Origin of the sequence: Kitasatospora humi (assembly GCF_020907985.1) — a bacterium.
Lineage (GTDB): Bacteria > Actinomycetota > Actinomycetes > Streptomycetales > Streptomycetaceae > Kitasatospora > Kitasatospora humi.
The window spans coordinates 23,930-46,913 of the sequence record NZ_JAJJPA010000005.1; the positions used below are offsets into that span (position 1 = coordinate 23,930).

Sequence of the window (22,984 nt, forward strand, 5' to 3'; positions counted from 1 at the left end):
ATCGGATGAAAAGTATGCCAATCGGACACTTCATAGCAGGATTGCCACGCCGGGTGGCTCTCCCGCGCCGAAGCGGCGCCCCGCGGCGGCTGGTGGATACTGATCGCGCGCCGGGGGCCGGCGCGTTCGCGGTCGACGGGTGGTGGGTGTGAACGAGGACCAGGCGGCGGGTCAGGAGCGCGTCTTCCGGGCGGTGGAACGCGAGGTGGCGGTGATGTTCCGGCGCGGCCGGGCCCGCTCGGCCGAGATGTCGCGACTGGTCCATCCGCAGTTGGAGGGTGGCGTGGCCTACTCGCTGCTGGCGCACCTGTACGACGTCGGCCAGGTCCGGGTCACCGACGTGGGCTGCCACTTCGGGGTCGGCAAGGCGACCATCAGCCGGCAGATCAAGGCGCTGGAGGAGCTCGGGCTGGTGGCCCGGGAGCCGGATCCGCAGGACGGCCGGGCCTCGCTGGTGTCGCTCACCGAGGAGGGCGGCGCCCGCTACCGCCGGGCCCACGAGGCCCGGCTGGCCTCGTTCCGGGAGATGCTCGCGGGTTGGGAGCCGGTGGACCTGAGCAGGTTCGCCGAACTGCTGGCCCGGTTCAACGAGTCGGTGGCCGCAGCGCCGCGGCTGGCGGATCCGTTCGACTGATGGCGGCCGGGGTCGTCCCGGCGAGAAGGTTGCCTGAGTCAACTAAACGGGTATGGTAGTTGCCCAAGGCAACAATCTCCCCTGCCCAAGGACCGCCCCCATGACCTCCGCAGCAGCGGCGCGCCCGCATTCGCACGGCAGCGCCCAGGACGACCGCCAGATGACCCACCGGGAGGTGCTGGAAGCCCTCTCCGGCCTGCTCATCGGGCTCTTCGTGGCGGTCCTCTCCTCGACCATCGTCTCCAACGCGCTGCCGACCATCCTCAACGAGCTGCACGGCGGCGAGTCCGCCTACACCTGGGTGATCACGGCCGCGCTGCTCTCGCTCACCGCCTCGACCCCGATCTGGGGCAAGCTCTCCGACCTGGTGAGCAAGAAGCTGCTGGTGCAGATCGCACTGGTGATGTACATCGTCTCGTCGGCGCTGGCCGGCCTCTCGCAGAACACCGGGGAGCTGATCGGCTGCCGGGTGCTGCAGGGCATCGGCGCCGGCGGCGTGGTGGCGCTCGGGCAGATCTGCCTGGCGGCGATGGTCCCGCCGCGCGAGCGCGGGCGCTACAGCGGTTACTTCGGCGCCGTCTTCGCGCTGGCCACCATCGGCGGCCCGCTGATCGGCGGGGTCATCGTGGACACCTCCTGGCTCGGCTGGCGCTGGTGCTTCTACGTCGGCATCCCGTTCTCGGTGCTCGCCATCGTGGTGCTGCAGCGCACCCTGCACCTGCCGGTGGTCGAGCGGGCCGCGAAGATCGACAAAGCCAGGATCGACGTTGGCGGCGCGCTGCTGGTCGCGGGCGCGGTGAGCCTGCTGATGGTGTGGATCACCCTGGCCGGCAAGGACTACGCCTGGGGCTCCTGGCAGACCGCGGCGATGGTCGGCGGCGGGCTGCTGCTGGCGCTGCTCTTCGTGCTGGTCGAGCGCCGGGCCGCCGAGCCGGTGATGCCGCTGGGCCTGTTCCGGTTCCGCACCGTCAGCCTGTCCGCGGTGGCCGGCGCGTTCGTCGGCATCGGGATGTACGGCACCACGACCTTCCTCAGCCAGTACTTCCAGCTGGCCCGCGACAGGACGCCCACCATGGCCGGCGTGATGACGCTGCCGATGATCCTGGGCCTGGCCGTCTCCTCGGCGGTGGCGGGACGGCTGATCACCCGGTCCGGCAAGTGGAAGCGCTACCTGGTGGCCGGGACCTTCCTGCTCGCGGTCGGCCTGGCGCTGCTCGGCACCGCCCGGGCGGACACCGGCTACGGCCTGCTCTCGGTCTACATGGCCTGCACCGGCATCGGGCTCGGCCTGACCTCGCAGAACCTGGTGCTGGCGGTGCAGAACACGGTGCCGGCCAAGGAACTGGGCACCGCCAGCTCGACGGTGACCTTCTTCCGCACCATGGGCGGCGCGATGGGCGTCTCCGCGCTGGGCGCGCTGCTCGGCAACCGGGTGAGCCACTACCTGGCGCTGGACCTGGCCGCCGCGCACCTGCCGGTGCAGGGCGGGGCGGCGGGCGGCGGTGAGCTGCCCGACCTGCACACCCTGCCGGCGCCGCTGGTCCCGCTGGTCGAGGACGCCTTCGGGCACGGCATCGGCACCGTCTTCCTGTTCGCCGCGCCGGCCGCGCTGCTGGCCTTCCTGGCGGTGCTGTTCATCCGCGAGGTGCCGCTGCGGGCCCGGGCCGCCGCCGAGCCGCCGGCCGTCGAGCCGGTGGCCGAGCGCGCCTGACCGGGCGGCGGCGGAGCGGGGGACGGCGAAGGGCCCGCAGGTCAAGAGACCTGCGGGCCCTTAGGGCAGGCTGCGGCCGGCTCAGCCGGCGATCAGGTTGAGCCCGTAGCCGACGGCCGCCGCGCAAGCGGCGAAGCAGACACCCGCGCCGGCCAGCGCCAGGGTGCCCCGGCCCGCGCCGGAGCCGCTGCCGGCGGCGACGGCGGCCTCCCGCCTGGCCAGCGCCATGGTGCCCAGGGCGAAGGCGGCGACCACGGCCACCGTGACCAGGAAGCTGATGCCCGCGGTCTGCCCGAGGGCGCTCCAGTTGATCTTCATGACCGGCCTCCTCAGGCGGCGACGGTGGTGGTGGCGGGGGAGGGGGTGGCCGCGGCGGTCTGGGTCGGTGCGACCTCCACCGGGGTGACCTCGTTGACGTTGGCCGCGGTCACCGGAGTCCGGCGGGAGATCAGCCACATGGCGCCGGCGCCGAGCACCAGCGCGGCACCCACCACCAGCACGCCCCAGGTGCCCTGGTCGGCCACGAAGGCGGCCGCACCGGAGACCGCGGCGGCGGCCGGCAGGGTCAGGCCCCAGCTGTAGACCATCCGGCGGGCCATGTTCCAGCGCACCTTGCCGCCCGAGCGGCCGAGGCCGGCGCCCATCACGCCGCCGCCGACCACCTGGGTGGTGGAGAGGCCGTAGCCCATGTGCGAGGAGGTCAGGATGACGGCGGCGGTGGCCGTCTCCGACGCCAGGCCCTGCGGCGGCCGGACCTCGGTCAGGCCCTTGCCCAGGCTGCGGATGATCCGCCAGCCGCCCATGTAGGTGCCCAGCGCCATGGCCGCACCGGCGGCCACGATCACCCAGGTGGGAGGCATCGAGTGCTTGGGCAGCGCGCCGGCCGAGATCAGGGCCAGGGTGATGATGCCCATGGTCTTCTGCCCGTCGCTGGTGCCGTGGGCGAGCGAGACCAGCGAGGACGAGGCGATCTGGCCCTTGCGGAAGCCCTTCTCGGTCGCCGCCTCGCCGGCCTTGCGGGTGATCAGGTAGGCCGCCTTGGTGGCGCCCCAGGCGGCCAGGCCGGCCACGACCGGGGAGGCGACCGCCGGGATGAGGATCTTGGTGACCACGACGCTGAAGTTCACCGCGTGCAGTCCGGCGCCGACCACGGTCGCGCCGATCAGGCCGCCGTAGAGCGCGTGCGAGGAGCTGGACGGCAGGCCGCGCAGCCAGGTCAGCAGGTTCCACAGGATGGCGCCGGCCAGCGCGGCGAAGATCACCTCGGGGTGCAGGCCGGTCTTCTCGTTGACGATGCCGCCGGAGATGGTGCCGGCCACCTTCACCGACAGGAAGGCGCCGGCGAAGTTGAGGATCGCGGAGATGGTGACGGCGACCTTGGGCCGCAGGGCGCCGGTCGCGATGGAGGTGGCCATCGCGTTGGCGGTGTCGTGGAAGCCGTTGGTGAAGTCGAAGGCCAGGGCCGTGACGATCACCACCGCCACCAGGAACGTGATGTGTTCCATAACCAAACAATCGTCGTAGGTGTCGGACTGACGTGTGTTCTTCAGCTGTCGTCAGCCGTGACGGTAGGGAGACCGAGTGAACAGCAGGTTAACGGGTCACGGATTTGGAGGGTTGTTCGTGGCCGATATCTTGAGTCCACGCGTCCAACAGGTGACGTGGGCCCGTGTGACCTGGCCTGATGCGGAGAAAGTCCATATTGCTACTGGTTTGGTGAGATCTGCGTCACTCATCGGCGGCAGCTGAGAATCCATCAGTTCGACGGAGGCGCCCTGCCGCTTTCGGGGTTGGCATGGCAGGATCGACCGGGGCTCGCAGCCGGCGAGCCGACCATGGGCGAGGGGGGCCGATGCGGGCCGTGACGGGTGACCAGTCGACCATGAGCAAGCCTTGGCTGCGGGCCGCGCTGCGCTGCTCGGCGGTGCTCGCGGCGGCGGCGCTGGCCCTGCCGGTCGCCGCCTCGACGGCGTTCGCCGCGCCCGCCCCCGACCCGGCCGCCACCGCCATCACCCCGCCGGGCACCGACCCGCTGGCCGCCGCCAAGGCCACCCTGGGCCCGCTGCTGGACCAGATCCACCAGCTCTACCAGAACGCCGAGGCCGCCACCGAGCAGTACAACGCCACCACCCAGAAGCTCGCCACCAAGCAGAACGACGTCAACGCCGTCAACGCCAGACTGGCCCAACAGCAGCAACTGGTGGACGCGGGTCTGGACGTGGCCGCCGAGCTGGCCGCCGACCAGTACCAGAACGGCAACCTGTCCGCCTACGGCCAGCTGCTGCTCACCAACGACCCGTACCAGGCCGTCCACATGGGCGAGCTGCTCGCCGCCGCCGGTCGCTCCCAGGCCGCCTTCATCGCCCAGCTCAAGTCCGAGCAGGCCGACCTGCAGCAGCTCAAGGGCCAGGCCACCGCCGCGCTGGCCGACACCCGGACGCTGCTCGGCCAGCAGGACCAGAACAAGGCCCAGATCGCCCGCCAGCTGGCCACCGTCGAGCAGATCGTCTCCAGCCTCACCGGCGTCCAGCAGGCCCAGCTGGAGGCGCTGGAGCAGCAGCAGGAGAACCAGGACCAGCTGGCCTTCCTGGCCTCCGGTGCGCTGGGCCAGGGCGAGCGCGCCCCGTCCGCGGCCGGCCGGCAGGCGGTCGCCTTCGCACTGGCCCAGCTGGGCAAGCCCTACCTGTGGGGCGGCATCGGCCCCGACGCCTACGACTGCTCCGGCCTGACCTCGCAGGCCTGGCTGCACGCGGGCGTGCAGATCCCGCGCACCAGCGAGGACCAGTGGGCCGGCCTGCAGCACGTCCCACTGAATCAGCTGCGCCCGGGCGACCTGGTGGTCTACTACGCCAGCGCCGAGCACATCGCGATGTACATCGGCGGCGGTTACGTGGTGCAGGCGCCGCACACCGGCGCGGTGGTGCGGATCTCGCCGATCGGCATGGCCCCGATCCTCGGCGCGGTGCGGCCCGACCCGCAGAGCGCGTCGGACGGCGGCGGCTGGCAGGTGCCGGACGCGGTCAAGAACGCCGACACGGTCACCCCGGTCGCACCGGGCTCGACGGCCCCCGGCCTGCCGACCGTGGCGCCGCTGCCGACCGGCCCGGTGGTCCCGGTGGCGCCCCCGGCGCCGAGCGCCGCCCCGCCGGCCCAGTCCGGCACCGCCTCGGGCAGCCCGTCCGGCAACGGGTCGTCGCCGCACCCGTCCGGCCCGCCCGCGCCCGGCGCGTCGCCGACACCGGGCGCTGGGAGCGGCTCCGGCAGCCCGTCGGCCCCCGGTTCGCCGCACCCGTCCGGCTCGTCCTCCGGCAGCTCCTCGCCGACCGGCAGCCCCGCACCGTCGACCTCGGGCAGCGCGCCCGCTTCCGGCGCCCCCGGGACGTCGCCCACCCCGACGCCCTGACGCCCCGGCGCCCCGGCGCCCTGACGCCCCGGCGCGCCGGGGCGGCTCGGCAGCGGCGGCCGGTCCGGAGGTCCGGATTCGGCCGCCGCACCGTTGTCAGTGGGTGCCGAGCGGCCCGGAGTCGGCCTCGAACCGGACCACCACGGCCTTGGAGGTCGGCGTGTTGCTGATCTCGGCGGTCGAGTCCAGCGGGACCAGCACATTGGTCTCCGGGTAGTAGGCCGCCGCCCCGCCGCGGGCCACCGGGTAGTGCACCACCTTGAAGTGCGGGGCGCGGCGCTCCACGCCGTCCCGCCACTCGCTCACCAGGTCGACGTAGCCGCCCTCGGTCAGGCCCAGCTCGGCCGCGTCCGCCGGGTTGACCAGCACCACCCGGCGGCCGCCGGTGATGCCGCGGTAGCGGTCGTCCAGGCCGTAGACGGTGGTGTTGTACTGGTCGTGCGAGCGCAGCGTCTGCAGCAGCAGCCGCCCGGCCGGCACCTCGGGGGCGGTCAGCGGGTTGACCGTGAAGTTGGCCCTGCCGGTTGCGGTCGGGAAGGTCCGGTTGTCCCGGGGGCCGTGCGGCAGCGCGAAACCACCGGGCCGGCGGACCCTGGCGTTGAAGTCCTCGAAGCCCGGCACCACCCGGGCGATCCGGTCCCGGATCAGGTCGTAGTCGGCGGCGAACTCCTCCCAGGGCAGCTGGTCGGCGCTCCCGAGCACGGCCCGGGCCAGTCGGCAGACGATCGCGGTCTCGGAGAGCAACCCGTCGGCCGGTGGCCGCAGCCGCCCCTGCGAGGAGTGCACCATGCCCATCGAGTCCTCGACGGTGACGATCTGGTCGCCCTTGGCGGTGCGGTCGCGGTCGGTGCGGCCCAGGGTCGGCAGGATCAGCGCCCGGGCGCCGGTGACCAGGTGCGAGCGGTTGAGCTTGGTGGAGACGTGCACGGTCAGCCGGCAGCGGCGCATCGCGGCCTCGGTCACCAGGGTGTCGGGAGTGGCCGCGACGAAGTTGCCGCCCATCGCGAAGAAGACCTTGACCCGCCCGTCCCGCATCGCCCGGATCGTCTCCACCGAGTCGAAGCCGTGGTGGCGCGGCGGCGCGAAGTCGAACTCCCGCTCCAGCGCGTCCAGGAAGGCGGCGGTCGGCCGCTCGAAGATGCCCATGGTGCGGTCGCCCTGCACGTTGCTGTGGCCGCGCACCGGGCAGACCCCGGCACCCGGGCGGCCCACGTTTCCGCGCAGCAGCAGGAAGTTGACGACCTCCCGGATGGTCGGCACGGAGTGCTTGTGCTGGGTCAGGCCCATCGCCCAGCAGACGATCACCTTGCGGGACTTCAGCACCAGCTCGGCCAACTGCTCGATCTGCGCCCAGGGCAGGCCGGTGGCCGCCAGCACCGCCGTGCGGTCGGTGGTCCTCGCCTCGGCGGCGAACTCCTCGAAGCCGTGGCAGTGTTCGTCGATGAACGCCCGGTCGATGCCGTTCTCGGCGTCCAGCAGCAGCTGGTTGACGGCCCGGAACAGCGCCAGGTCGCCGCCGAGCCGGATCTGCAGGAACAGGTCGGTCAGCTTGGTGCCGCCCCCGATCAGGCCGCGGGCGTGCTGCGGGTTCTTGAACCGCTCGAGGCCGGCCTCCGGCAGCGGGTTGACGCTGACGATGGTGGCGCCGGCCCGCTTGGCCCGCTCCAGCGCGGAGAGCATCCGCGGGTGGTTGGTGCCCGGGTTCTGCCCGGCCACGATGATCAGGTCGGCCTGGTGGATGTCCTTGAGGCTGACGCTGCCCTTGCCCACCCCGAGGGTCTCCACCAACGCCGAACCGGACGACTCGTGGCACATGTTGGAGCAGTCCGGCAGGTTGTTGGTGCCCAGCTTGCGGGCGAACAGCTGGTAGGCGAAGGCGGCCTCGTTGCTGGTCCGCCCCGAGGTGTAGAAGGCGGCGCCGTCCGGGCCGTCCAGGGCCCGCAGCTCCTCGGCGACGATCTCGAAGGCGCGCTCCCAGGAGACCGGCGCGTAGTGGTCGGCGCCCTCCTCCAGCAGCATCGGCTCGGTGAGCCGGCCCTGCTGGCCCAGCCAGTAGCCGGACCGCTCGGCCAGCTCGCTCACCGGGTGGGCGGCGAAGAAGTCGGCGGTGATCCGGCGCTCGGTGGCCTCCTCGGCCACCGCCTTGGCGCCGTTCTCGCAGAACTCGGCGGTGTGCGGCTTGTCCGGCTCGGGCCAGGCGCAGCCCGGGCAGTCGAAGCCGCCGTGCTGGTTGACCTTGAGCAGGGTGGCCATCGAGCGCCGGGCGCCCATCTGCTCGCCCGCCATCCTCAGGCTGTTGACGACGGCGGGCAGGCCGACCGCCGAGTGCTTCGGCGCACCGATCGCCGGGGCGTCCTGCGCCGGGTCGCTCTGCGGGGCCTGCTTGGCCATGACTGCGCTCCTTCGTCGGTCAGTCCAGGACTCGTCGGTCCCTCCGGGGCCGCGCCGTCGACAGCCCCGCGCCATCCTTTCACCCGGCGCGACCCGGCACAGGGCCCGAGACCGGCCGAAACCCTGCTGCCCAACCCGTCCTTCGCACCTTGCCAAGGGGCCTGAGATGGCTGACGATATCGCTGGCGCGGCATGCCGGTCGGCTGTCTCAAGGCGCCGGCCGGGCACGTTCTGGGGGAGTCATGAGAGCCGGCGACGTACTGGGGGAGCGCTACCGCCTGATCGGGGAGCTGGGCCGCGGCGGCTTCGGGGTGGTCTGGGAGGCCTACGACCAGCGGCTCGGCCGCCAGGTGGCGGTCAAGACGCTGCGCCACCGCGGCACCAAGGAAGCGGCCACCGATCTGGCCCGGCTGCGCCGGGAGACCGAGGTGCTGGCCAAGCTGGTGCACCCGAACATCGTGCTGGTGCTGGACCTCGGCGAGGACTCCTCGGAGGGCGAGCGGTTCAGCTACCTGGTGATGGAGCTGCTCAACGGCCTGACCCTGAAGCAGGTGCTGGCCGACGGGCGCCCGGAGCTGCCGCGCGCCCTGGACTGGGCCCGGCAGCTCTGCGCGGCGCTCGCCGCCGCCCACGCCGCCCAGGTGATCCACCGGGACGTCAAGCCGGAGAACATCATGTTCACCGCGCCGGACCGGAGCGTGCTCAAGGTGCTGGACTTCGGCATCGCGCAGATCGGCGACAACCGGGACGCGCTCACCACCGAGGGCGCGGTGATCGGTTCCACCCCGTACCTGGCGCCCGAGCGGTGGCGCGGCGAGCCCGGCTCGGTCCGCTCCGACCTCTACGCGGTCGGCTGCGTGCTCTACGAACTGCTCACCGGGCAACGGCCGTTCACCGCCGGCAACACCTACGGGCTGATGGTGCAGCACCTGGAGGAGGAGCCGCCGCGGCCGTCCGCGCTGCCCACCGGGCCGGCCGAGCTGATCGCCGAACTGCTCGCCAAGGACCCGGCCGAACGCCCCGACAGCGCCGCCGTGGTGGCCGAACGGCTGGCCCGCGCCCTGGAGGCGATCCGCGACCTGCGGCGCCGCGCGGACGCCGCCTTCCAGGCCGCCGAGGACGGCAGGGCCGCCGAGGCGGTCGACCAACTGCGCCCGCTGATCGAGCAGTTCGCGCTCGCCTTCGGCCCGGACGATGCCCGCACGCTGCGCACCTGCCACGATCTGGCGGTGGCGCTGGCCCGGCTCGGCCGGCCCGACGAGGCCTACTGCGTGCTCGCCGAACTGGCCCCGCTGGCCACCGCCGCGCTCGGTGACGGCCACCCCGAGGTGGAGGCGATCCAGCGCCGGCTGGCCCGCACCCCGGTGCCCGAACGGCTGTGCCCGCCCGGCCTGCTGGCGGCGCTGCTCGGGGCCGTCAACCGTACCGGCTGCTGAGCCGGCCCCGGTCGGCGTGACGGCCGCTCAGTCGACGGTCCGCGGGGCGGCGAGCCGCTCCAGCAGGCGGGCCGCCCGCCCGTCCGGTCCGTCCAGCGCGAGCAGGCCGGCCAGCACCTCGGCGGTCTGCTCGTCATGGGCGGCGGTGGCGGCGGTCATCACCACGAACTCGTCCACCAGCCAGTCGCACAGCTCGGCGGGCGGCAGTTGGCGGCCCTCGTCCAGCCAGCTGAGCGAGCAGGCCTCGACCACCGAGATCCAGGACCGGACCAGCAGGGTCAGTCGGGGGCCGGGCTCGCGCACGCCCATGTAGCGCACGGTGCGGCGCAGCGCGGTGCGCCGCACCTCGTCGACTATCGCGCCGGTCCGCGCGGTCGCCACCACCGAGCCGCCGCGCAGCAGGGCCGCGTAGCCCGCGTCGTGCTCGGCGACGAACGACAGGTAGCCGGCCAGCACGGCGCCCAGCTGCTCGGTCGGGGTGCCCTGGGCGGGCACGGCGAACCGGCTGATCAGCTCCTCGGCGGCGCTGCGCAGCGCCGCCTCGTAGAGCTGCTGCTTGCCGCCGGCGAAGTAGCGGTAGACCAGTGGGCGGGAGGCGCCGGAGGCCTCGGCCACGTCGTCCAGGCTCACCTCGTCCGGCGGCCGGGCGGAGAACAGGGCCAGCGCCACGGCGATCAGCTGCTCGCGGCGCTGTTGCACGGGGAGCCGTCGGTAGCCGGACCGCTTGCGGCCGGCGGGGGCAGCGGGTGGTGCCGGCTCCGTGTCGCTCATGGCGGTCAGCGTAGTGGCCGGTGCACGGGCGCCACAGCCTGGCGGAGGCCGCCGCGCGCGGGCGCACACGCCGGTAAATCGCAACCACCCGTTCCGGAAAGGGGATTGCAAAGCGACCCGGTTGCGAAAAGATGTCCTAATGGCTTCCGAAGTGAATTCCCCCACCGGCACCCCGCGGAGCATCGCGGACGCCTATGTGCAGGCCCTTGCCGACCTCGACCCGCTGACCGCGGTCTACCTCGGGCTCAACCCGGAGGACGACCGCCTCCCCGATCTCTCCCCGGCCGGCCAGGACGCCCTCGCCGAGCTGGCCCGCCGCACCCTGGCCCAGCTGGACGCCGCGGAGGCGGCCGGTGCCGTCGATGCCGCCGCCGACCCGCCTGCCGAGCGGCGCTGCGCCCGGCTGCTGCGCGAGCGGCTCACCGCGGAGCTCGCCGTGCACGAGGCCGGCGAGCACCTGCGCGCGGTCCGCAACCTCGGCTCGCCGCTGCACAACACCCGCGAGCTGTTCACCCTGCTGCCGACCGACACGGAGGACGACTGGCGGCGGCTCGGTCGCCGACTGGCCCGGATCCCGCAGACCCTGCGCGGCTACCGCGAGCTGCTGGAGGCGGGCGTCGCCGCCCGGCTGTTCTCCGGGCCGCGCCAGGTGGTCACGGTGATCGGACAGCTCGACGAGTGGCTGGCCCCGGACGACTCGGCGGTCGAGGAGGCCCGGCCGGCCGGCTGGTTCGGCGTGCTGGTCAGCCCGGCCCCCGAGGCGGTGCGCGCCGAGCTGGTCGGCCACGCCCGCACCGCCGCCGAGGAGCTCGCCGCGCTGCGCGACTGGCTCTCGGACGTCTACCACCCGGCCGCCGCCGACGCCCCCGACGCGGTCGGCCGCGAGCGCTACGGCCGCTGGGTGCGCTTCTGGACCGGTGCCGACCTGGACCTGGACGAGGCCTACCGGTGGGCGTGGACGGAGTTCCACGACCTGGACCGCCAGATGCGCGTCGAGGCCGAGAAGGTCCGCCCGGGCAGCACGCCGATGCAGGCGATGAAGTGGCTGGAGACCGAGGGCGAGGCCATCGAGGGCGCCGGGACGGCCCGCGAGTACCTGCAGGGCCTGATGGACCAGGCGATCAGCGACCTGCAGGGCGTGCACTTCGACCTGGCCGAGCCGGTCACCCGGGTGGAGTCGCGGATAGCCCCCGCGGGCAGCGCGGCGGCCCCGTACTACACCGCCCCCTCGCTGGACTTCACCCGCCCCGGCCGCACCTGGCTGCCGGTGCTCGGCCGTGAGCGGTTCCCGGTCTGGGACCTGGTCAGCACCTGGTACCACGAGGGCGTCCCCGGTCACCACCTGCAGCTGGCGCAGTGGAACTACGTGGCCGGCAGCCTCTCCACCTACCAGGTCAGCCTGGGCGGCGTCAGCGCCAACCTGGAGGGCTGGGCGCTCTACGCCGAGCGCCTGATGGACGAGCTCGGCTACCTCACCGACCCGGGGCACCGCCTCGGCTACCTCAACGCCCAGATGATGCGGGCGCTGCGGGTGATCGTGGACATCGGCATGCACCTCGGCCTGGAGTTCCCGGCCGACTCGCCGTTCCGCCCGGGCGAGCCGATGACCCCCGAGCTGGCCCGGGAGTTCTTCGGCGAGTACTGCGGGCTGTCCGCGGCCTTCCTGGACAGCGAGCTGGTCCGCTACCTGGGCATGCCCGGGCAGGCGATCGGCTACAAGCTGGGCGAGCGGGCCTGGCTGCGCGGCCGGGCGGCGGCGCGGGCGGCGCACGAGGCGCGCGGTGCGGAGTTCGACCTCAAGGCCTGGCACATGGCGGCGCTCTCCCAGGGTTCGCTGGGCCTGGACGACCTGGTGGCGGAGCTCTCGGTGCTCTGACCTGCTCCGACCTGCTCTGATGCACTGACGGAGGGCTTCGGCCGGGCACCCGGGACCACCTCGCGGCGGCGTGGTCCCGGGGCGTCGCCACCCGGGCACCAGGGGCGGCAGGGCTCGGCATAATCGGGGACTTATTCCCCGTTTGTCCTGGTTTTTGGCTTGCCTTGTCTGACTCAGCGAGCTTCGCTGGAGAAAGGCCGTCCGCGCACGCCGGCGGCACCCCGTCCGGAAGGCTCCTCCCGTGTCCGCCCAACACGCGATGAGCGACCCGGTGCCGGACCCCCGCCGCTGGCGGGCACTGGCCGTGATCGCCATCGCCCAGCTGATGATCGTGCTCGACATCACGATCGTGAACATCGCGCTACCGTCCGCCCAGAAGGACCTGGGGATCTCCACCGGCGACCGGCAGTGGGTGATCACCGCGTACACCCTCGCCTTCGGCGGGCTGCTGCTGCTCGGCGGCCGTCTCGGCGACCTGTTCGGCCGAAAGCGCACCTTCATGACCGGTCTGCTCGGCTTCGCCCTCGCCTCCGCGCTCGGCGGCGCCGCGGTCTCCCCGGAGATGCTCTTCCTCGCCCGGGCGCTGCAGGGCGGCTTCGGCGCGCTCCTGGCCCCCTCGGCGCTCGGCCTGCTCTCCACCACCTTCACCCAACCGCGTGAACGCGCCACCGCCTTCGGCATCTTCGGCGCCATCGCGGCGGGCGGCAGTGCCGTCGGCTTCATCGCGGGAGGGCTGCTCACCGAGTACCTCAACTGGCGCTGGTGCCTGTTCGTCAACGTGCCGATCGCACTGGTCGCGGCGCTCGGGGCCTACCGGTTGCTGAAGCGCGACCACATCGCCAAGGGCCGGCGGATCCCACTCGACCTCCCGGGCGTGGCGTTGGGCTGCGGCGGGCTGCTGGCCATCGTCTACGGCACCTCGGAGGCCGAGTCGCGCGGCTGGGGCAACTGGCTGGTGCTGGCCTGCCTCTGCCTGGGTGCGGCCCTGGAGGTCTGCTTCGTGCTGTTCGAGAAGTACTCCACGCACCCGCTGCTGCCGCTGCACATCGTGCGCGACCGCAACCGCGGCGGCGCCGCCCTGTCGGTCGGCCTGGCCGTGATCGGGCTGTTCGGGATGTTCCTGTTCCTGACGTTCTACCTGCAGACGGTCAAGGGGTTCTCGCCACTGAAGACCGGTGTGGGGTTCCTGCCGATGACCGCGGCGATCATCTTCGCCTCGACCGGCATCGCGGCCCGGTTGATGACCCGGGTGCCGTCCCGGTACCTGATCGTGCCCGGACTGCTGCTCGGCGCCTCCGGCATGGCCTGGCTGTCCCAGATGAGGGTGGACAGCCCGTACGCGGCCATGGTGCTGCCCAGCGAGCTGCTGCTCGGCCTCGGCATGGGCCTGGTCTTCATGCCGTCCATGAACCTCGCCACCCTCGGCGTCGCGCCACGCGAGACCGGCGCGGCGGCGGCCACCATCAACACCGCCCAGCAGGTCGGCGGCTCGATCGGGACCGCGCTGCTCAACACGATCGCGGCCAGTGCCACCACGGCCTACCTGGTCGGCAAGAACGTGGCCAGCAAGGCGGTCCAGGACGCGGGCGCGGTGCACGGCTACAGCGTCGCCGCCTGGGTCGCGCTCGGGATCTTCCTGCTCGCGGCATTGGTCGCGGCCGTCATGGTCGACCACCGGCCGGGCCCGCAGGACCAGGCCGCCGAACAGGAGGGCCGGGCCCGGCAACCCGCGACCGGAACGGCGGCCGCCGCCGGGGGCACGCCCCGTCCGGAACCCGGGGGAGAAGCCACCTGACGGGATGGTCGGGGAGCGGGCCACCTGACGGGCCGTCCAATCGCTGCGGCAGTCCCTCTTCCTCCCGGCGCGAACCGTCGGTCATGATGTCTGCGCAGTCCACCGGGCGGACACGTCCTCGACTCCTGCCTTACCCCGGCCGGTGGATTCTCAGACGGCTCTCAGCCCAGCATCACCTGACGACCAGTGCGCCGGGTAATAGTCGGTAGGGGCCACGGCGCCGCACCCCGGCGTCGAGCAACCGGCCGACCGGGCCATGAGCACCGACCGATCGTGGGCAGGAGTCACGTCCTGATGACCAGTGAGCAGCAGCGCGGGGCACGCCGCGTCCGCAGGGTCCGTCCGGTGGTCATGATGGCCACGCTCGCCGTGGTGCTGCTCGGGGCGATAACGGGGGTCAGCATGCTCACCCCCGACGCCGCCGCGTTCACCGGGCTGACCGGCGGCTCGGTGACGCACAAGGCGGCCGGGCCGGCCAAGAGCGTGAGGCGGGCCCAGCCGTCCGCCGGCTCGGCCACCCCGAGCTCACCCGCCGTCGACCCGGCCGGCCCGGCCACCGTCGCCGGGCCCTCCAGCAGCTCCCCGGTGGCCCAGCTGCCGCCGCTGAACTCCCCCTCCCCGACGCCCACCCCGAGCCCGAGCCCGAGCGACACGCCGCCGGCCCCCGCGCCGTCCGGCTCGCCGACCCAGGCGGCCCCCTCCTCGCCGACCCCGCAGGACACCGACAGCCGCTCGGCACCCACCACCCAGACCGCCCCGCCCGGCCCCGAGGCCAACCGGGTCGGCGCCCTGTTCAGCGCACCGGTCGGCCCCGGCAACCACTTCTGCACGGCCAGCGTGGTGCACAGCGCCGCCCGCGACCTGCTCCTCACCGCCGCGCACTGCGTCTCCGGCGGCGCGAGCGGCGTCACCTTCGCCCCCGGCTACCGCGACGGCAAGGCGCCGTTCGGCACCTGGCAGGTCACCAAGGTCTTCACCACCAACGGCTGGTCCCAGAACGGCGACCCCGACCAGGACTTCGCCTTCCTCCAGCTCGCGCCCAACAGCAGCGGCCAGCAGGTCGAGGACGTGGTCGGCAGCGAGAACCTGGGCCTCAACGAGCCCTTCACCGCCACCGTCCGCCTCTACGGCTACCCCAACGCCACCGACGAGCCGATCGTCTGCAGCAACGCCACCACCCAGCAGTCCGCCTACCAGCGCCGCATCGACTGCCCCGCCTACCCCAACGGCACCAGTGGCGGCCCCTGGATCTCCACCGCCACGGGCAACGTCATCGGCGTCATCGGCGGCTACCAGCAGGGCGGCGACACCGACGACACCTCGTACAGCGCGTACTTCGACTCGACGATCGGGAACCTGTACTACTCGGCGACGGGGTCGTGACCGGCCGGTAGGGTCTCGCCCCTGCACGACGGATCGGCCGGTCCGGTCCCGCCCCGCTCGAAGCGCGTCCACCTCCAGGGCCTGCCCCCGGGGGTGGCCGTGCTGTCGGTCCCCGGGGTCGGGACCGACTGGTACCGGCGCGGCTTCAGGTACTGGGTGGCGCGGGCGCTCTGCTGATCCTGGTCACCGGCTTGATGGTCATCCAGTGCCTCTTCCACGAGTCGGTCCTTGCGGACGACCCGCACACGACCCGCTTCGGCGCCGAGTGGTGGGGAGTGGTGGCCTTCGGCACGCTCGCGACCGGTGAAGGCTTCCGGACGGCCTCCTTCAGCCGGACCCTCCCGTTCGCCGGGCCGCGGCAGCGTCAGCCGGAGCCTGTCCGCAAGCTGCTGGCCCTGGCCGTGCTGGTCTACGTCATCAGCGGCGGTCGACCTGATCAGCAGGCCTCGAACTCGTACTCCAGCACATAGGCTCCGGCGTCCAGCACCATCTCGTTGAGCTCCACCGCCCGTCCGTCTTCGGCGTATGCCGTACGGCACACCAGCACCACCGGAGTCCCCGCCGCCAACTCCAGAGCCGCCGCCTCCTCGGCATTGGGCATCCGCGACCGGATCTCCTCCCGGAACCGCACCGGCTTCGCCCCGATCTCGGCCAGCCGCGCATAGCTCCCGCCGGGCCCGGTGTCCGCCTCGGTGATCCGGGTGCCGGTGACCAGGGCAGCGGGGAAGTGGGAGGTGGAGAGCAGGATCGGCTTGCCGTCGAGGAGGAAGCGCCGGTGCCGCACGCAGACAGCCTGGCCGGGCTCGATGTCCAGCGCGGTGGCGATGTCGGCCCGTGCGGACGCCTCCGCGACGTCGACGTGGTCGACTTCCAGCGACCGGTTTCCGACGTCCGCCGCCCAGATCGATTTGCCGGCGCCCCATTGACTCTCCGCCAGGCGCGGAATCCCCCGCCGTCGCAGTGGCCGGAAGTCCCGGAGGAACACCCCGGCGCCCTTGCGCGCCTCGGCCAGTCCTTCGCTCTGCAGGACGCCGAGGGCCTGGCGTGCAGTCATGCGGGCGACGCCGTAGGTCTCCATGAGGTCGTTCTCGCCCGGCAAACGATCGCCCGGCGCGTACTGGCCCGCGTCGATGGCCGCTTTGAGTTCTTCGGCGATCCGACGGTATTTGGGCTGCTTCGCGCCGTTCTCAGTCACGGGACTCCTCTGTGATCTCTAGACAGCAGCCATCGTAGGGGCGGGTCCAGGAAGCGGCGAGTGCGAGACCGCCCGTTGACATCTCTAGAGATGAGTAGTTCTCTAGAGATGTTGACTGATCGGTCGGAAGGAGCGGCGATGAGCGCTGCGGGTCGTGGATTCGTGCCGTACATCAGCAGTTGGAGCAGTGAGGGCGTTCTCGCTTCGGAGTTGGGCGTTCTTCCGGGTGGCAGGCTCGCCTATCGCGACGAAACCCCCTGCGACCGCGACTCGGACGGCATCCTGTGGCGTCGCGTCAGCTCCCGTCCTGGCCAAGGCACACCGGAGCTCGGTCGCGTTCACAGCGGCCGCCAGCGACGGGCGATGCTCCGGCTGCTCTGCCAGGTCTGCGGCGGTCCGGCTGACCGCAGCGGCGACGGCGTGCTCTGGCTGCTCAAGGACGACCGTGACGACTGGCCTGGCTGGCCCGAAGGGATGGCGGCCACTCATCCGCCGGTGTGCATGCCCTGCGCGCACGTGTCCGCCCGGATGTGCCCGCACCTGCGCGGGGGCCACATTGCCGTGCGGGTGCGCGATGCCCGCCGGTGCGGTGTGTACGGGAGCCTCTACTTGCCGGGGCGTCCGGCCCAGGAGGTCATCACCACCCCCGATGACCCTCGCGCCCGCTGGCTGGTCGCCGCCCAGATGGTGAGGGTGCTGCACGGGTGCTCTGCTGTGGATCTTGCGCCGCTACGATCACCGCGAAGTGCCTAGGGGGAGACATGACTGCTGCCGGTGCGGTCGTCCTGTTCGGCGCGGTGCTGGTTGCGCCGTCGCGCTCGGCTCCTCCGCCGTGTTGCGGCAGCGCGGGACACCGGGGGCCGGGCGGGCCGGGTGGGTGTGTCTGGGGGTGGGGGTGTTGGCGGGCCTGGTGCCGGTGCTCGCCCTGCTGTTGAGGCTGTTCGTCCCCGTGTGCGCCTGATCCGCGTGGGAGCGCGGGCGGCTCTGAGCGTGGAGTCGCCCCCGGGAAGGCGAAAGGCCCAGGTCCGCTGGACCTGGGCCTCGCTCAAGCACTTCGTGCGAAGTGCCCCCGGTAGGATTCGAACCTACGCACCCGCCTCCGGAGGGCGGTGCTCTATCCCCTGAGCTACGGGGGCTTGCCTGTGTCGCCTTCGCTTGCGCGTTCCGGCGACGTGGAGAACATTACCAGCTCCACGGGGCACTCCGTGCACGGGTTTTCGCAGGACCGCGGCAGGGCGGCGGTGCCGGTTCGGTCCGGGTGGGGGAAAGCCCGGACGGGAGCGGGTGGGCGGGCCTAGGCTCGGTGGGGTGTCGGGTGTGTCCAGGCGGGTCCTCGTGGTGGACGACAGCGAGGTGATCCGTCAGCTGATCAGGGTCAACCTGGAGCTGGAGGGCTTCGAGGTGGTGACCGCGGCCGATGGCGCCGAGTGCCTGGAGGTGGTCCGCCGGGTGCGTCCGGACGTGGTGACGCTTGACGTGATGATGCCCCGGCTGGACGGGCTGCGGACGGCGGCCCGGCTGCGGGCGGACGCGGGCACCGCCGGGCTGCCGATCGCGATCGTGAGCGCCTGCACGCCGGCGGACCTGGAGAAGGGCGAGTCGGTCGGGGTGGACGGCTACCTGGCCAAGCCCTTCGACCCGGCGGACCTGGTGGCCCTGGTGCACCGCCTGCTGGTGCTGCGGGGCCGGCCGCGGGCGGGGTTCACCTTCGGCACGGGGGAGGCGGGCACCCTGTTCGCCCAGAGTGAACAGGATCTCGATGGGCGGCCACCGCGCGGTCCGCATCGCCCTCTCGCCTAGGCTTGGGCGCGTGACACCCGCAGAGCTCTCCCAGGCAGTCCAGGTCGCCGTGCGCGCCGCCGTCGAGGCGGGCGAGCTGTCCGTCGACGTTCCCGAGCAGGTGACGGTCGAGCGACCGAAGAACCGCGACCACGGCGACTACGCCACCAATGTGGCGCTCCAGCTGGCCAAGCCGGCCGGCAAGCCGCCGCGCGCGGTGGCCGAGCTGGTCGCCGGCCGACTCCGAGAGCTGCCCGGCGTGGCCAAGGTCGACATCGCCGGCCCGGGCTTCCTCAACATCACGCTGGACACCGCCACCCAGGGCGAGCTGGCCCGCACCATCGTCGAGGCGGGCGCGGCGTACGGCCGCAACGAGGCGCTCAAGGGCCTGAAGATCAACCTGGAGTTCGTCTCCGCCAACCCGACCGGCCCGATCCACATCGGCGGCGTCCGCTGGGCGGCCGTCGGCGACTCGCTGGCCCGCATCCTGCGCGCGACCGGCGCCGACGTGTCCACCGAGTACTACCTCAACGACGCGGGCGTGCAGATCTCCAAGTTCGCCGCCTCGCTGATGGCCGCCGCCAACGGGCAGCCGGTCCCGGCGGACGGCTACGTCGGCGAGTACATCAACGACATCGCCAAGGCGATCACCGACGGCGTGCCGGGCATCCTCGACCTGCCCGAGGACGAGCAGCTGTCGGCCTTCCGCGCCCACGGGCTGCAGCTCATGGTGGCCGAGATCAAGCGCTCCATGGACGAGTTCGGCACCCACTTCGACACCTGGTTCTCGGAGAAGTCGCTGCACGACTCCGGCGCCGTCACCACGGCCATGGAGCGGCTGCGCGAGCAGGGCCACGTCTTCGACCGGGACGGCGCGATCTGGCTGCGCACCACCGACTTCGGTGACGACAAGGACCGGGTGCTGATCAAGGCCGACGGCGAGACCACCTACTTCGCCGCCGACGCCGCCTACTACCTCTCCAAGCGGGACCGCGGTGCCGAGGTCAGCGTCTACATGCTGGGCGCCGACCACCACGGCTACGTCGGCCGGCTCAAGGCCATCGCGGCCTGTGCGGGCGACGACATGAACCGCAACATCGAGGTCAAGATCGGCCAGTTCGTCAAGATGCTGCGTGATGGCGAGGAGGTCCGCATGTCCAAGCGGGCCGGCAACATCATCACCATCGACGACGTGGTCGACTGGATCGGCGTGGACGCCGCGCGCTACACCCTGAGCCGCTCCTCCACCGACTCCACGATCACGCTCGACATCAACATCCTGACCAGCCAGACCAACGAGAACCCGGTCTACTACGTGCAGTACGCGCACACCCGGATGTGCGGCGTGGCCCGCAAGGCCGCCGAGCTGGGCGTGGACAAGGGCACCGCCGCCGAGTTCAAGCCGGAGCTGCTGGCCACCGAGTGGGAGAACGACGTCCTCGGCTACCTGGGCGAGTTCCCGCGCATCGTGGCCCGCTCCGGCGAGCTGCGCGAGCCGCACCACGTCGCGCGCTACCTGGAGGAGCTGGCCGGCAAGTACCACCGGCTCTACGAGAACTGCCAGTTCCTGCCCAAGGGCGACGAGGAGCTGACGGACACGCACCGGGCCCGCCTCTGGCTGGTCGAGGCGACGCGCACGGTGCTCGCCAACGGTCTGACGCTCCTGGGGGTTTCGGCCCCCGAGCGGATGTAGCCGCCAACCGCCTTGCTCGACAGGGGCGGTGACGGTTCATCGGAACCGTCACCGCCCCTGTCCGCTAGTAGAGCCAGCAGAGCACAAGGAGAAGCACCATGAGCCGCTCCGCGCACCCCGCCGGTCCGCGCTACGCAGACGTGCTGTCCGAGGGTCACCGCCCGGCCCCGCCCGGCGACTTGAACAGGCTGGACCCGAAGATCTGGTCCCGCACCGTCGCCCGCGACGCCGCCGGCACCGCCACCGTGGGAGGCATCCCGGTGACCGAGCTGGCCGAGGAGTTCGGCACCCCGGCCTACCTGCTGGACGAGGCCGACTTCCGGGCCCGGGCGCGGGCCTGGCGGGATGCCTTCGGCGCCGGGGCGGACGTCTACTACGCGGGCAAGGCCTTCCTCTGCAAGGCGGTGGTCCGCTGGCTGCACGAGGACGGGCTCAACCTCGACGTGTGCAGCGCCGGGGAGTTGGCGGTGGCGCTGGCCGCCGGAATGCCCGCCCGGCGCCTCGCGCTGCACGGCAACAACAAGTCGGCCGAGGAGCTGGAGCTGGCGGTCAAGACCGGGGTCGGCCACGTCGTGCTGGACTCGTTCCAGGAGATCGACCGGCTGGCCGCCACGGCCCGGGCCCACGGGGTGCGCCAGCCGGTGCTGATCCGGGTGACGGTCGGCGTCGAGGCGCACACCCACGAGTTCATCGCGACGGCCCACGAGGACCAGAAGTTCGGCCTCTCCTTGCCCGACGGCGCCGCTGCCGAGGCGGTCCGGCGCGTCCTGGCCGAGTCCGACGCCCTGGAGCTGCGCGGCCTGCACTCGCACATCGGCTCGCAGATCTTCGACACCGCCGGCTTCGAGGTGGCGGCCCGCCGGGTGGTCGGCCTGCTCGCCCGGATCCGCGACGAGCACGGCGTGGAACTGCCGGAGATCGACCTGGGCGGCGGCCTGGGCATCGCCTACACCGCCGAGGACGACCCGAGCGAGCCCGCCGAGATCGCCGTCTCGCTCACCGAGATCGTCCGCCGCGAGTGCGCGGCGGCCGGGCTGGCGGTTCCCCGGCTCAGCGTGGAGCCGGGCCGGGCCATCGCCGGCCCGACCACCTGCACGCTCTACCGGGTGGGCACAGTCAAGCCGCTGCCCGGGCTGCGCAGTTACGTCAGCGTGGACGGCGGGATGTCCGACAACATCCGCACCGCGCTCTACGACGCCGCCTATTCGGTGGCCCTGGTCTCCCGGACCAGCACGGCCGATCCGATGCCGGCGAGGGTGGTCGGCAAGCACTGCGAGTCCGGCGACATCGTGGTGAAGGACGCCTACCTGCCGGCCGATCTGGCCCCGGGCGACCTGATCGCGGTACCGGCCACCGGCGCCTACTGCCGCTCGATGGCGAGCAACTACAACCACGCGCTCCGCCCTCCCGTGATCGCCGTTTCGGACGGCGCGGCCCGGGTGGTCGTGCGGCGCGAGACGGAAGAGGATCTGTTGCGCCTGGATATCGGATGACGAAAATCCTGTCTCAGATCCTGAAACGCCGATAGATCTTTACCGATCGTCCCCGAGACTTGACCCCAGGGCCGGATCCGAAAGCCGGATCCCCAGGGCCCGGAATACCCGAATGGAATGAGCGGAGTCGGATGATGCGTACTCGGCCGCTGAAGGTGGCGTTGCTGGGCTGTGGTGTGGTGGGCTCCGAGGTGGCGCGCATCATGACGACGGACGCCGCCGACCTCGCCGCGCGCATCGGCGCGCCGGTCGAGCTCGCCGGCATCGCGGTCCGCCGGGCCGGCCGGCCCCGCCCGGGGGTGCCCGAGCACCTGATCACCACCGACGCCGAGGCGCTGGTCAACCGCGGCGACATCGACGTGGTGATCGAGGTGGTCGGCGGCATCGAGCCGTCCAAGGGCTTGATCCTCTCCGCCTTCGGACAGGGCGCCTCGGTGGTCAGCGCCAACAAGGCGCTGCTCGCCAAGGACGGCGCCGAGCTGCACCAGGCGGCCGCCGAGGCCGGCGTGGACCTGTACTACGAGGCCGCGGTGGCCGGCGCGATCCCGCTGATCCGCCCGCTGCGCGAGTCGCTGGCCGGCGACCGGGTGAACCGGGTGCTGGGCATCGTCAACGGCACCACCAACTTCATCCTGGACAAGATGGACACCACCGGCGCCGGCTACTCGGAGGCGCTGGAGGAGGCCACCGCGCTGGGCTACGCCGAGGCCGACCCGACCGCCGACGTGGAGGGCTTCGACGCCGCCGCCAAGGCCGCGATCCTGGCCGGCATCGCCTTCCACACCAAGGTCACCGCCGCCGACGTCTACCGCGAGGGCCTGACCGAGGTGACCGCCGCCGACATCGCCAGCGCCAAGCAGATGGGCTGCGTGGTCAAACTGCTGGCGATCTGCGAGCGGGCCGCCGACGGCGAGTCGGTCACCGCCCGGGTGCACCCGGCGATGATCCCGCTCAGCCACCCGCTGGCCAGCGTCCGGGAGGCCTACAACGCGGTCTTCGTGGAGGCCGAGGCCGCCGGCCGGCTGATGTTCTACGGGCCGGGCGCGGGCGGCGCGCCCACCGCCTCCGCGGTGCTCGGCGACCTGGTCGCGGTCTGCCGCAACAAGCTGAACGGCAGCACCGGGCCGGGCGACTCGGTCTACACCCGGCTGCCGGCCAAGCCGATGGACGAGGTCGTCACCCGCTACCACGTCAGCCTGGACGTGGACGACCGGGCCGGCGTGCTGGCGCAGGTGGCCTCGGTCTTCGCCGAGCACGGCGTCTCCATCGACACCGTGCGCCAGCAGGGCCGCGACGGCGACGCCTCGCTCGTCGTGGTCACCCACCGGGCCACCGACGCCGCGCTGTCGGCGACCGTTGAGAAGATCCGCGCGCTGGACAGCGTGCGGGATGTGGCCAGCATCATGCGGGTTGAAGGGGAATGA

At 72.5% G+C, this 22,984-nt stretch carries 17 protein-coding genes and 1 tRNA gene; 12 read left to right on the forward strand and 6 right to left on the reverse strand.

What is annotated here, in order from left to right; all coding sequences use genetic code 11:
- The first annotated feature begins 148 nt into the window (after window positions 1-148).
- Window positions 149-634, forward strand: a complete 486-nt coding sequence (locus LN042_RS07105; protein WP_230049549.1) for a MarR family winged helix-turn-helix transcriptional regulator — start codon at window positions 149-151, stop codon at window positions 632-634.
- A 100-nt stretch (window positions 635-734) separates the two neighbouring features.
- Window positions 735-2,345: an MDR family MFS transporter gene (locus tag LN042_RS07110; RefSeq protein WP_230049551.1), complete on the forward strand. Its 1,611-nt coding sequence runs from the start codon at window positions 735-737 to the stop codon at window positions 2,343-2,345.
- 81 nt (window positions 2,346-2,426) lie between these two features.
- Here the strand turns inward: LN042_RS07110 and LN042_RS07115 are convergent, their stop codons facing one another.
- Together LN042_RS07115 and LN042_RS07120 are read right to left on the reverse strand one after the other, a co-directional pair.
- Window positions 2,427-2,663: a hypothetical protein gene (locus LN042_RS07115; RefSeq protein WP_230049553.1), complete on the reverse strand. Its 237-nt coding sequence runs from the start codon at window positions 2,661-2,663 to the stop codon at window positions 2,427-2,429.
- A gap of 11 nt (window positions 2,664-2,674) precedes the next feature.
- Entirely contained in the window at window positions 2,675-3,850 is a 1,176-nt protein-coding gene (locus tag LN042_RS07120) for an inorganic phosphate transporter (protein WP_230049555.1), read from the reverse strand.
- A 377-nt stretch (window positions 3,851-4,227) separates the two neighbouring features.
- On the opposite strand from LN042_RS07120, the gene LN042_RS07125 reads away from it, so the two are divergent.
- The gene (locus LN042_RS07125) at window positions 4,228-5,748 is read left to right on the forward strand and encodes an NlpC/P60 family protein (protein ID WP_230049557.1); all 1,521 of its coding nucleotides are present in this window, start codon (window positions 4,228-4,230) and stop codon (window positions 5,746-5,748) included.
- Between the two features lie 96 nt (window positions 5,749-5,844).
- Here LN042_RS07125 and LN042_RS07130 read toward each other — a convergent pair whose 3' ends face one another.
- Window positions 5,845-8,139 carry an FdhF/YdeP family oxidoreductase gene (locus tag LN042_RS07130; protein ID WP_230049559.1) on the reverse strand — a complete coding sequence of 765 codons (2,295 nt, stop codon included), beginning with the start codon at window positions 8,137-8,139 and terminating at the stop codon, window positions 5,845-5,847.
- A gap of 242 nt (window positions 8,140-8,381) precedes the next feature.
- Here LN042_RS07130 and LN042_RS07135 point away from each other — a divergent pair, with 242 nt between their 5' ends.
- Window positions 8,382-9,575 carry a serine/threonine-protein kinase gene (locus LN042_RS07135; protein ID WP_230049561.1) on the forward strand — a complete coding sequence of 398 codons (1,194 nt, stop codon included), beginning with the start codon at window positions 8,382-8,384 and terminating at the stop codon, window positions 9,573-9,575.
- A 27-nt stretch (window positions 9,576-9,602) separates the two neighbouring features.
- Here LN042_RS07135 and LN042_RS07140 read toward each other — a convergent pair whose 3' ends face one another.
- Window positions 9,603-10,346: a TetR/AcrR family transcriptional regulator gene (locus tag LN042_RS07140; RefSeq protein WP_230049563.1), complete on the reverse strand. Its 744-nt coding sequence runs from the start codon at window positions 10,344-10,346 to the stop codon at window positions 9,603-9,605.
- Between the two features lie 139 nt (window positions 10,347-10,485).
- Between LN042_RS07140 and LN042_RS07145 the strand changes: the two genes are divergently transcribed.
- The 4 genes from LN042_RS07145 to LN042_RS07160 all read left to right on the forward strand — a co-directional run bounded on the left by LN042_RS07145 (window position 10,486) and on the right by LN042_RS07160 (window position 15,870).
- Complete coding sequence (locus LN042_RS07145) at window positions 10,486-12,222, forward strand: DUF885 domain-containing protein (RefSeq protein WP_230049565.1); 1,737 nt, start codon at window positions 10,486-10,488, stop codon at window positions 12,220-12,222.
- Between the two features lie 259 nt (window positions 12,223-12,481).
- On the forward strand, window positions 12,482-14,017 hold the full coding sequence (locus tag LN042_RS07150) for an MFS transporter (RefSeq protein ID WP_230049909.1): 1,536 nt from the start codon (window positions 12,482-12,484) through the stop codon (window positions 14,015-14,017).
- Between the two features lie 294 nt (window positions 14,018-14,311).
- Window positions 14,312-15,400 (forward strand): trypsin-like serine peptidase, encoded by a 1,089-nt coding sequence (locus LN042_RS07155; protein ID WP_230049567.1) that lies wholly within the window; start codon window positions 14,312-14,314, stop codon window positions 15,398-15,400.
- A gap of 191 nt (window positions 15,401-15,591) precedes the next feature.
- Entirely contained in the window at window positions 15,592-15,870 is a 279-nt protein-coding gene (locus LN042_RS07160) for a hypothetical protein (protein ID WP_230049569.1), read from the forward strand.
- On the opposite strand, the gene LN042_RS07165 is transcribed toward LN042_RS07160, so the two are convergent.
- Together LN042_RS07165 and LN042_RS07170 are read right to left on the reverse strand one after the other, a co-directional pair.
- A complete protein-coding gene (locus tag LN042_RS07165) occupies window positions 15,837-16,595 on the reverse strand; it encodes a GntR family transcriptional regulator (protein WP_230049571.1) in 759 nt (252 codons plus the stop codon). The two genes, LN042_RS07160 and LN042_RS07165, sit on opposite strands and share 34 nt — an antisense overlap.
- Before the next feature lie 1,064 nt (window positions 16,596-17,659).
- Window positions 17,660-17,731, reverse strand: a tRNA-Arg gene (locus tag LN042_RS07170).
- 181 nt (window positions 17,732-17,912) lie between these two features.
- On the opposite strand from LN042_RS07170, the gene LN042_RS07175 reads away from it, so the two are divergent.
- From LN042_RS07175 to LN042_RS07190, 4 genes are all read left to right on the forward strand, one after another.
- Complete coding sequence (locus LN042_RS07175; RefSeq protein ID WP_230049573.1) at window positions 17,913-18,395, forward strand: response regulator; 483 nt, start codon at window positions 17,913-17,915, stop codon at window positions 18,393-18,395.
- 10 nt (window positions 18,396-18,405) lie between these two features.
- Window positions 18,406-20,067: an arginine--tRNA ligase gene (argS, locus tag LN042_RS07180; RefSeq protein ID WP_230049575.1), complete on the forward strand. Its 1,662-nt coding sequence runs from the start codon at window positions 18,406-18,408 to the stop codon at window positions 20,065-20,067.
- Between the two features lie 98 nt (window positions 20,068-20,165).
- Window positions 20,166-21,560 carry a diaminopimelate decarboxylase gene (gene lysA, locus LN042_RS07185; protein ID WP_230049577.1) on the forward strand — a complete coding sequence of 465 codons (1,395 nt, stop codon included), beginning with the start codon at window positions 20,166-20,168 and terminating at the stop codon, window positions 21,558-21,560.
- Window positions 21,561-21,691: 131 nt separating this feature from the next.
- Window positions 21,692-22,984, forward strand: a complete 1,293-nt coding sequence (locus LN042_RS07190) for a homoserine dehydrogenase (protein WP_230049579.1) — start codon at window positions 21,692-21,694, stop codon at window positions 22,982-22,984.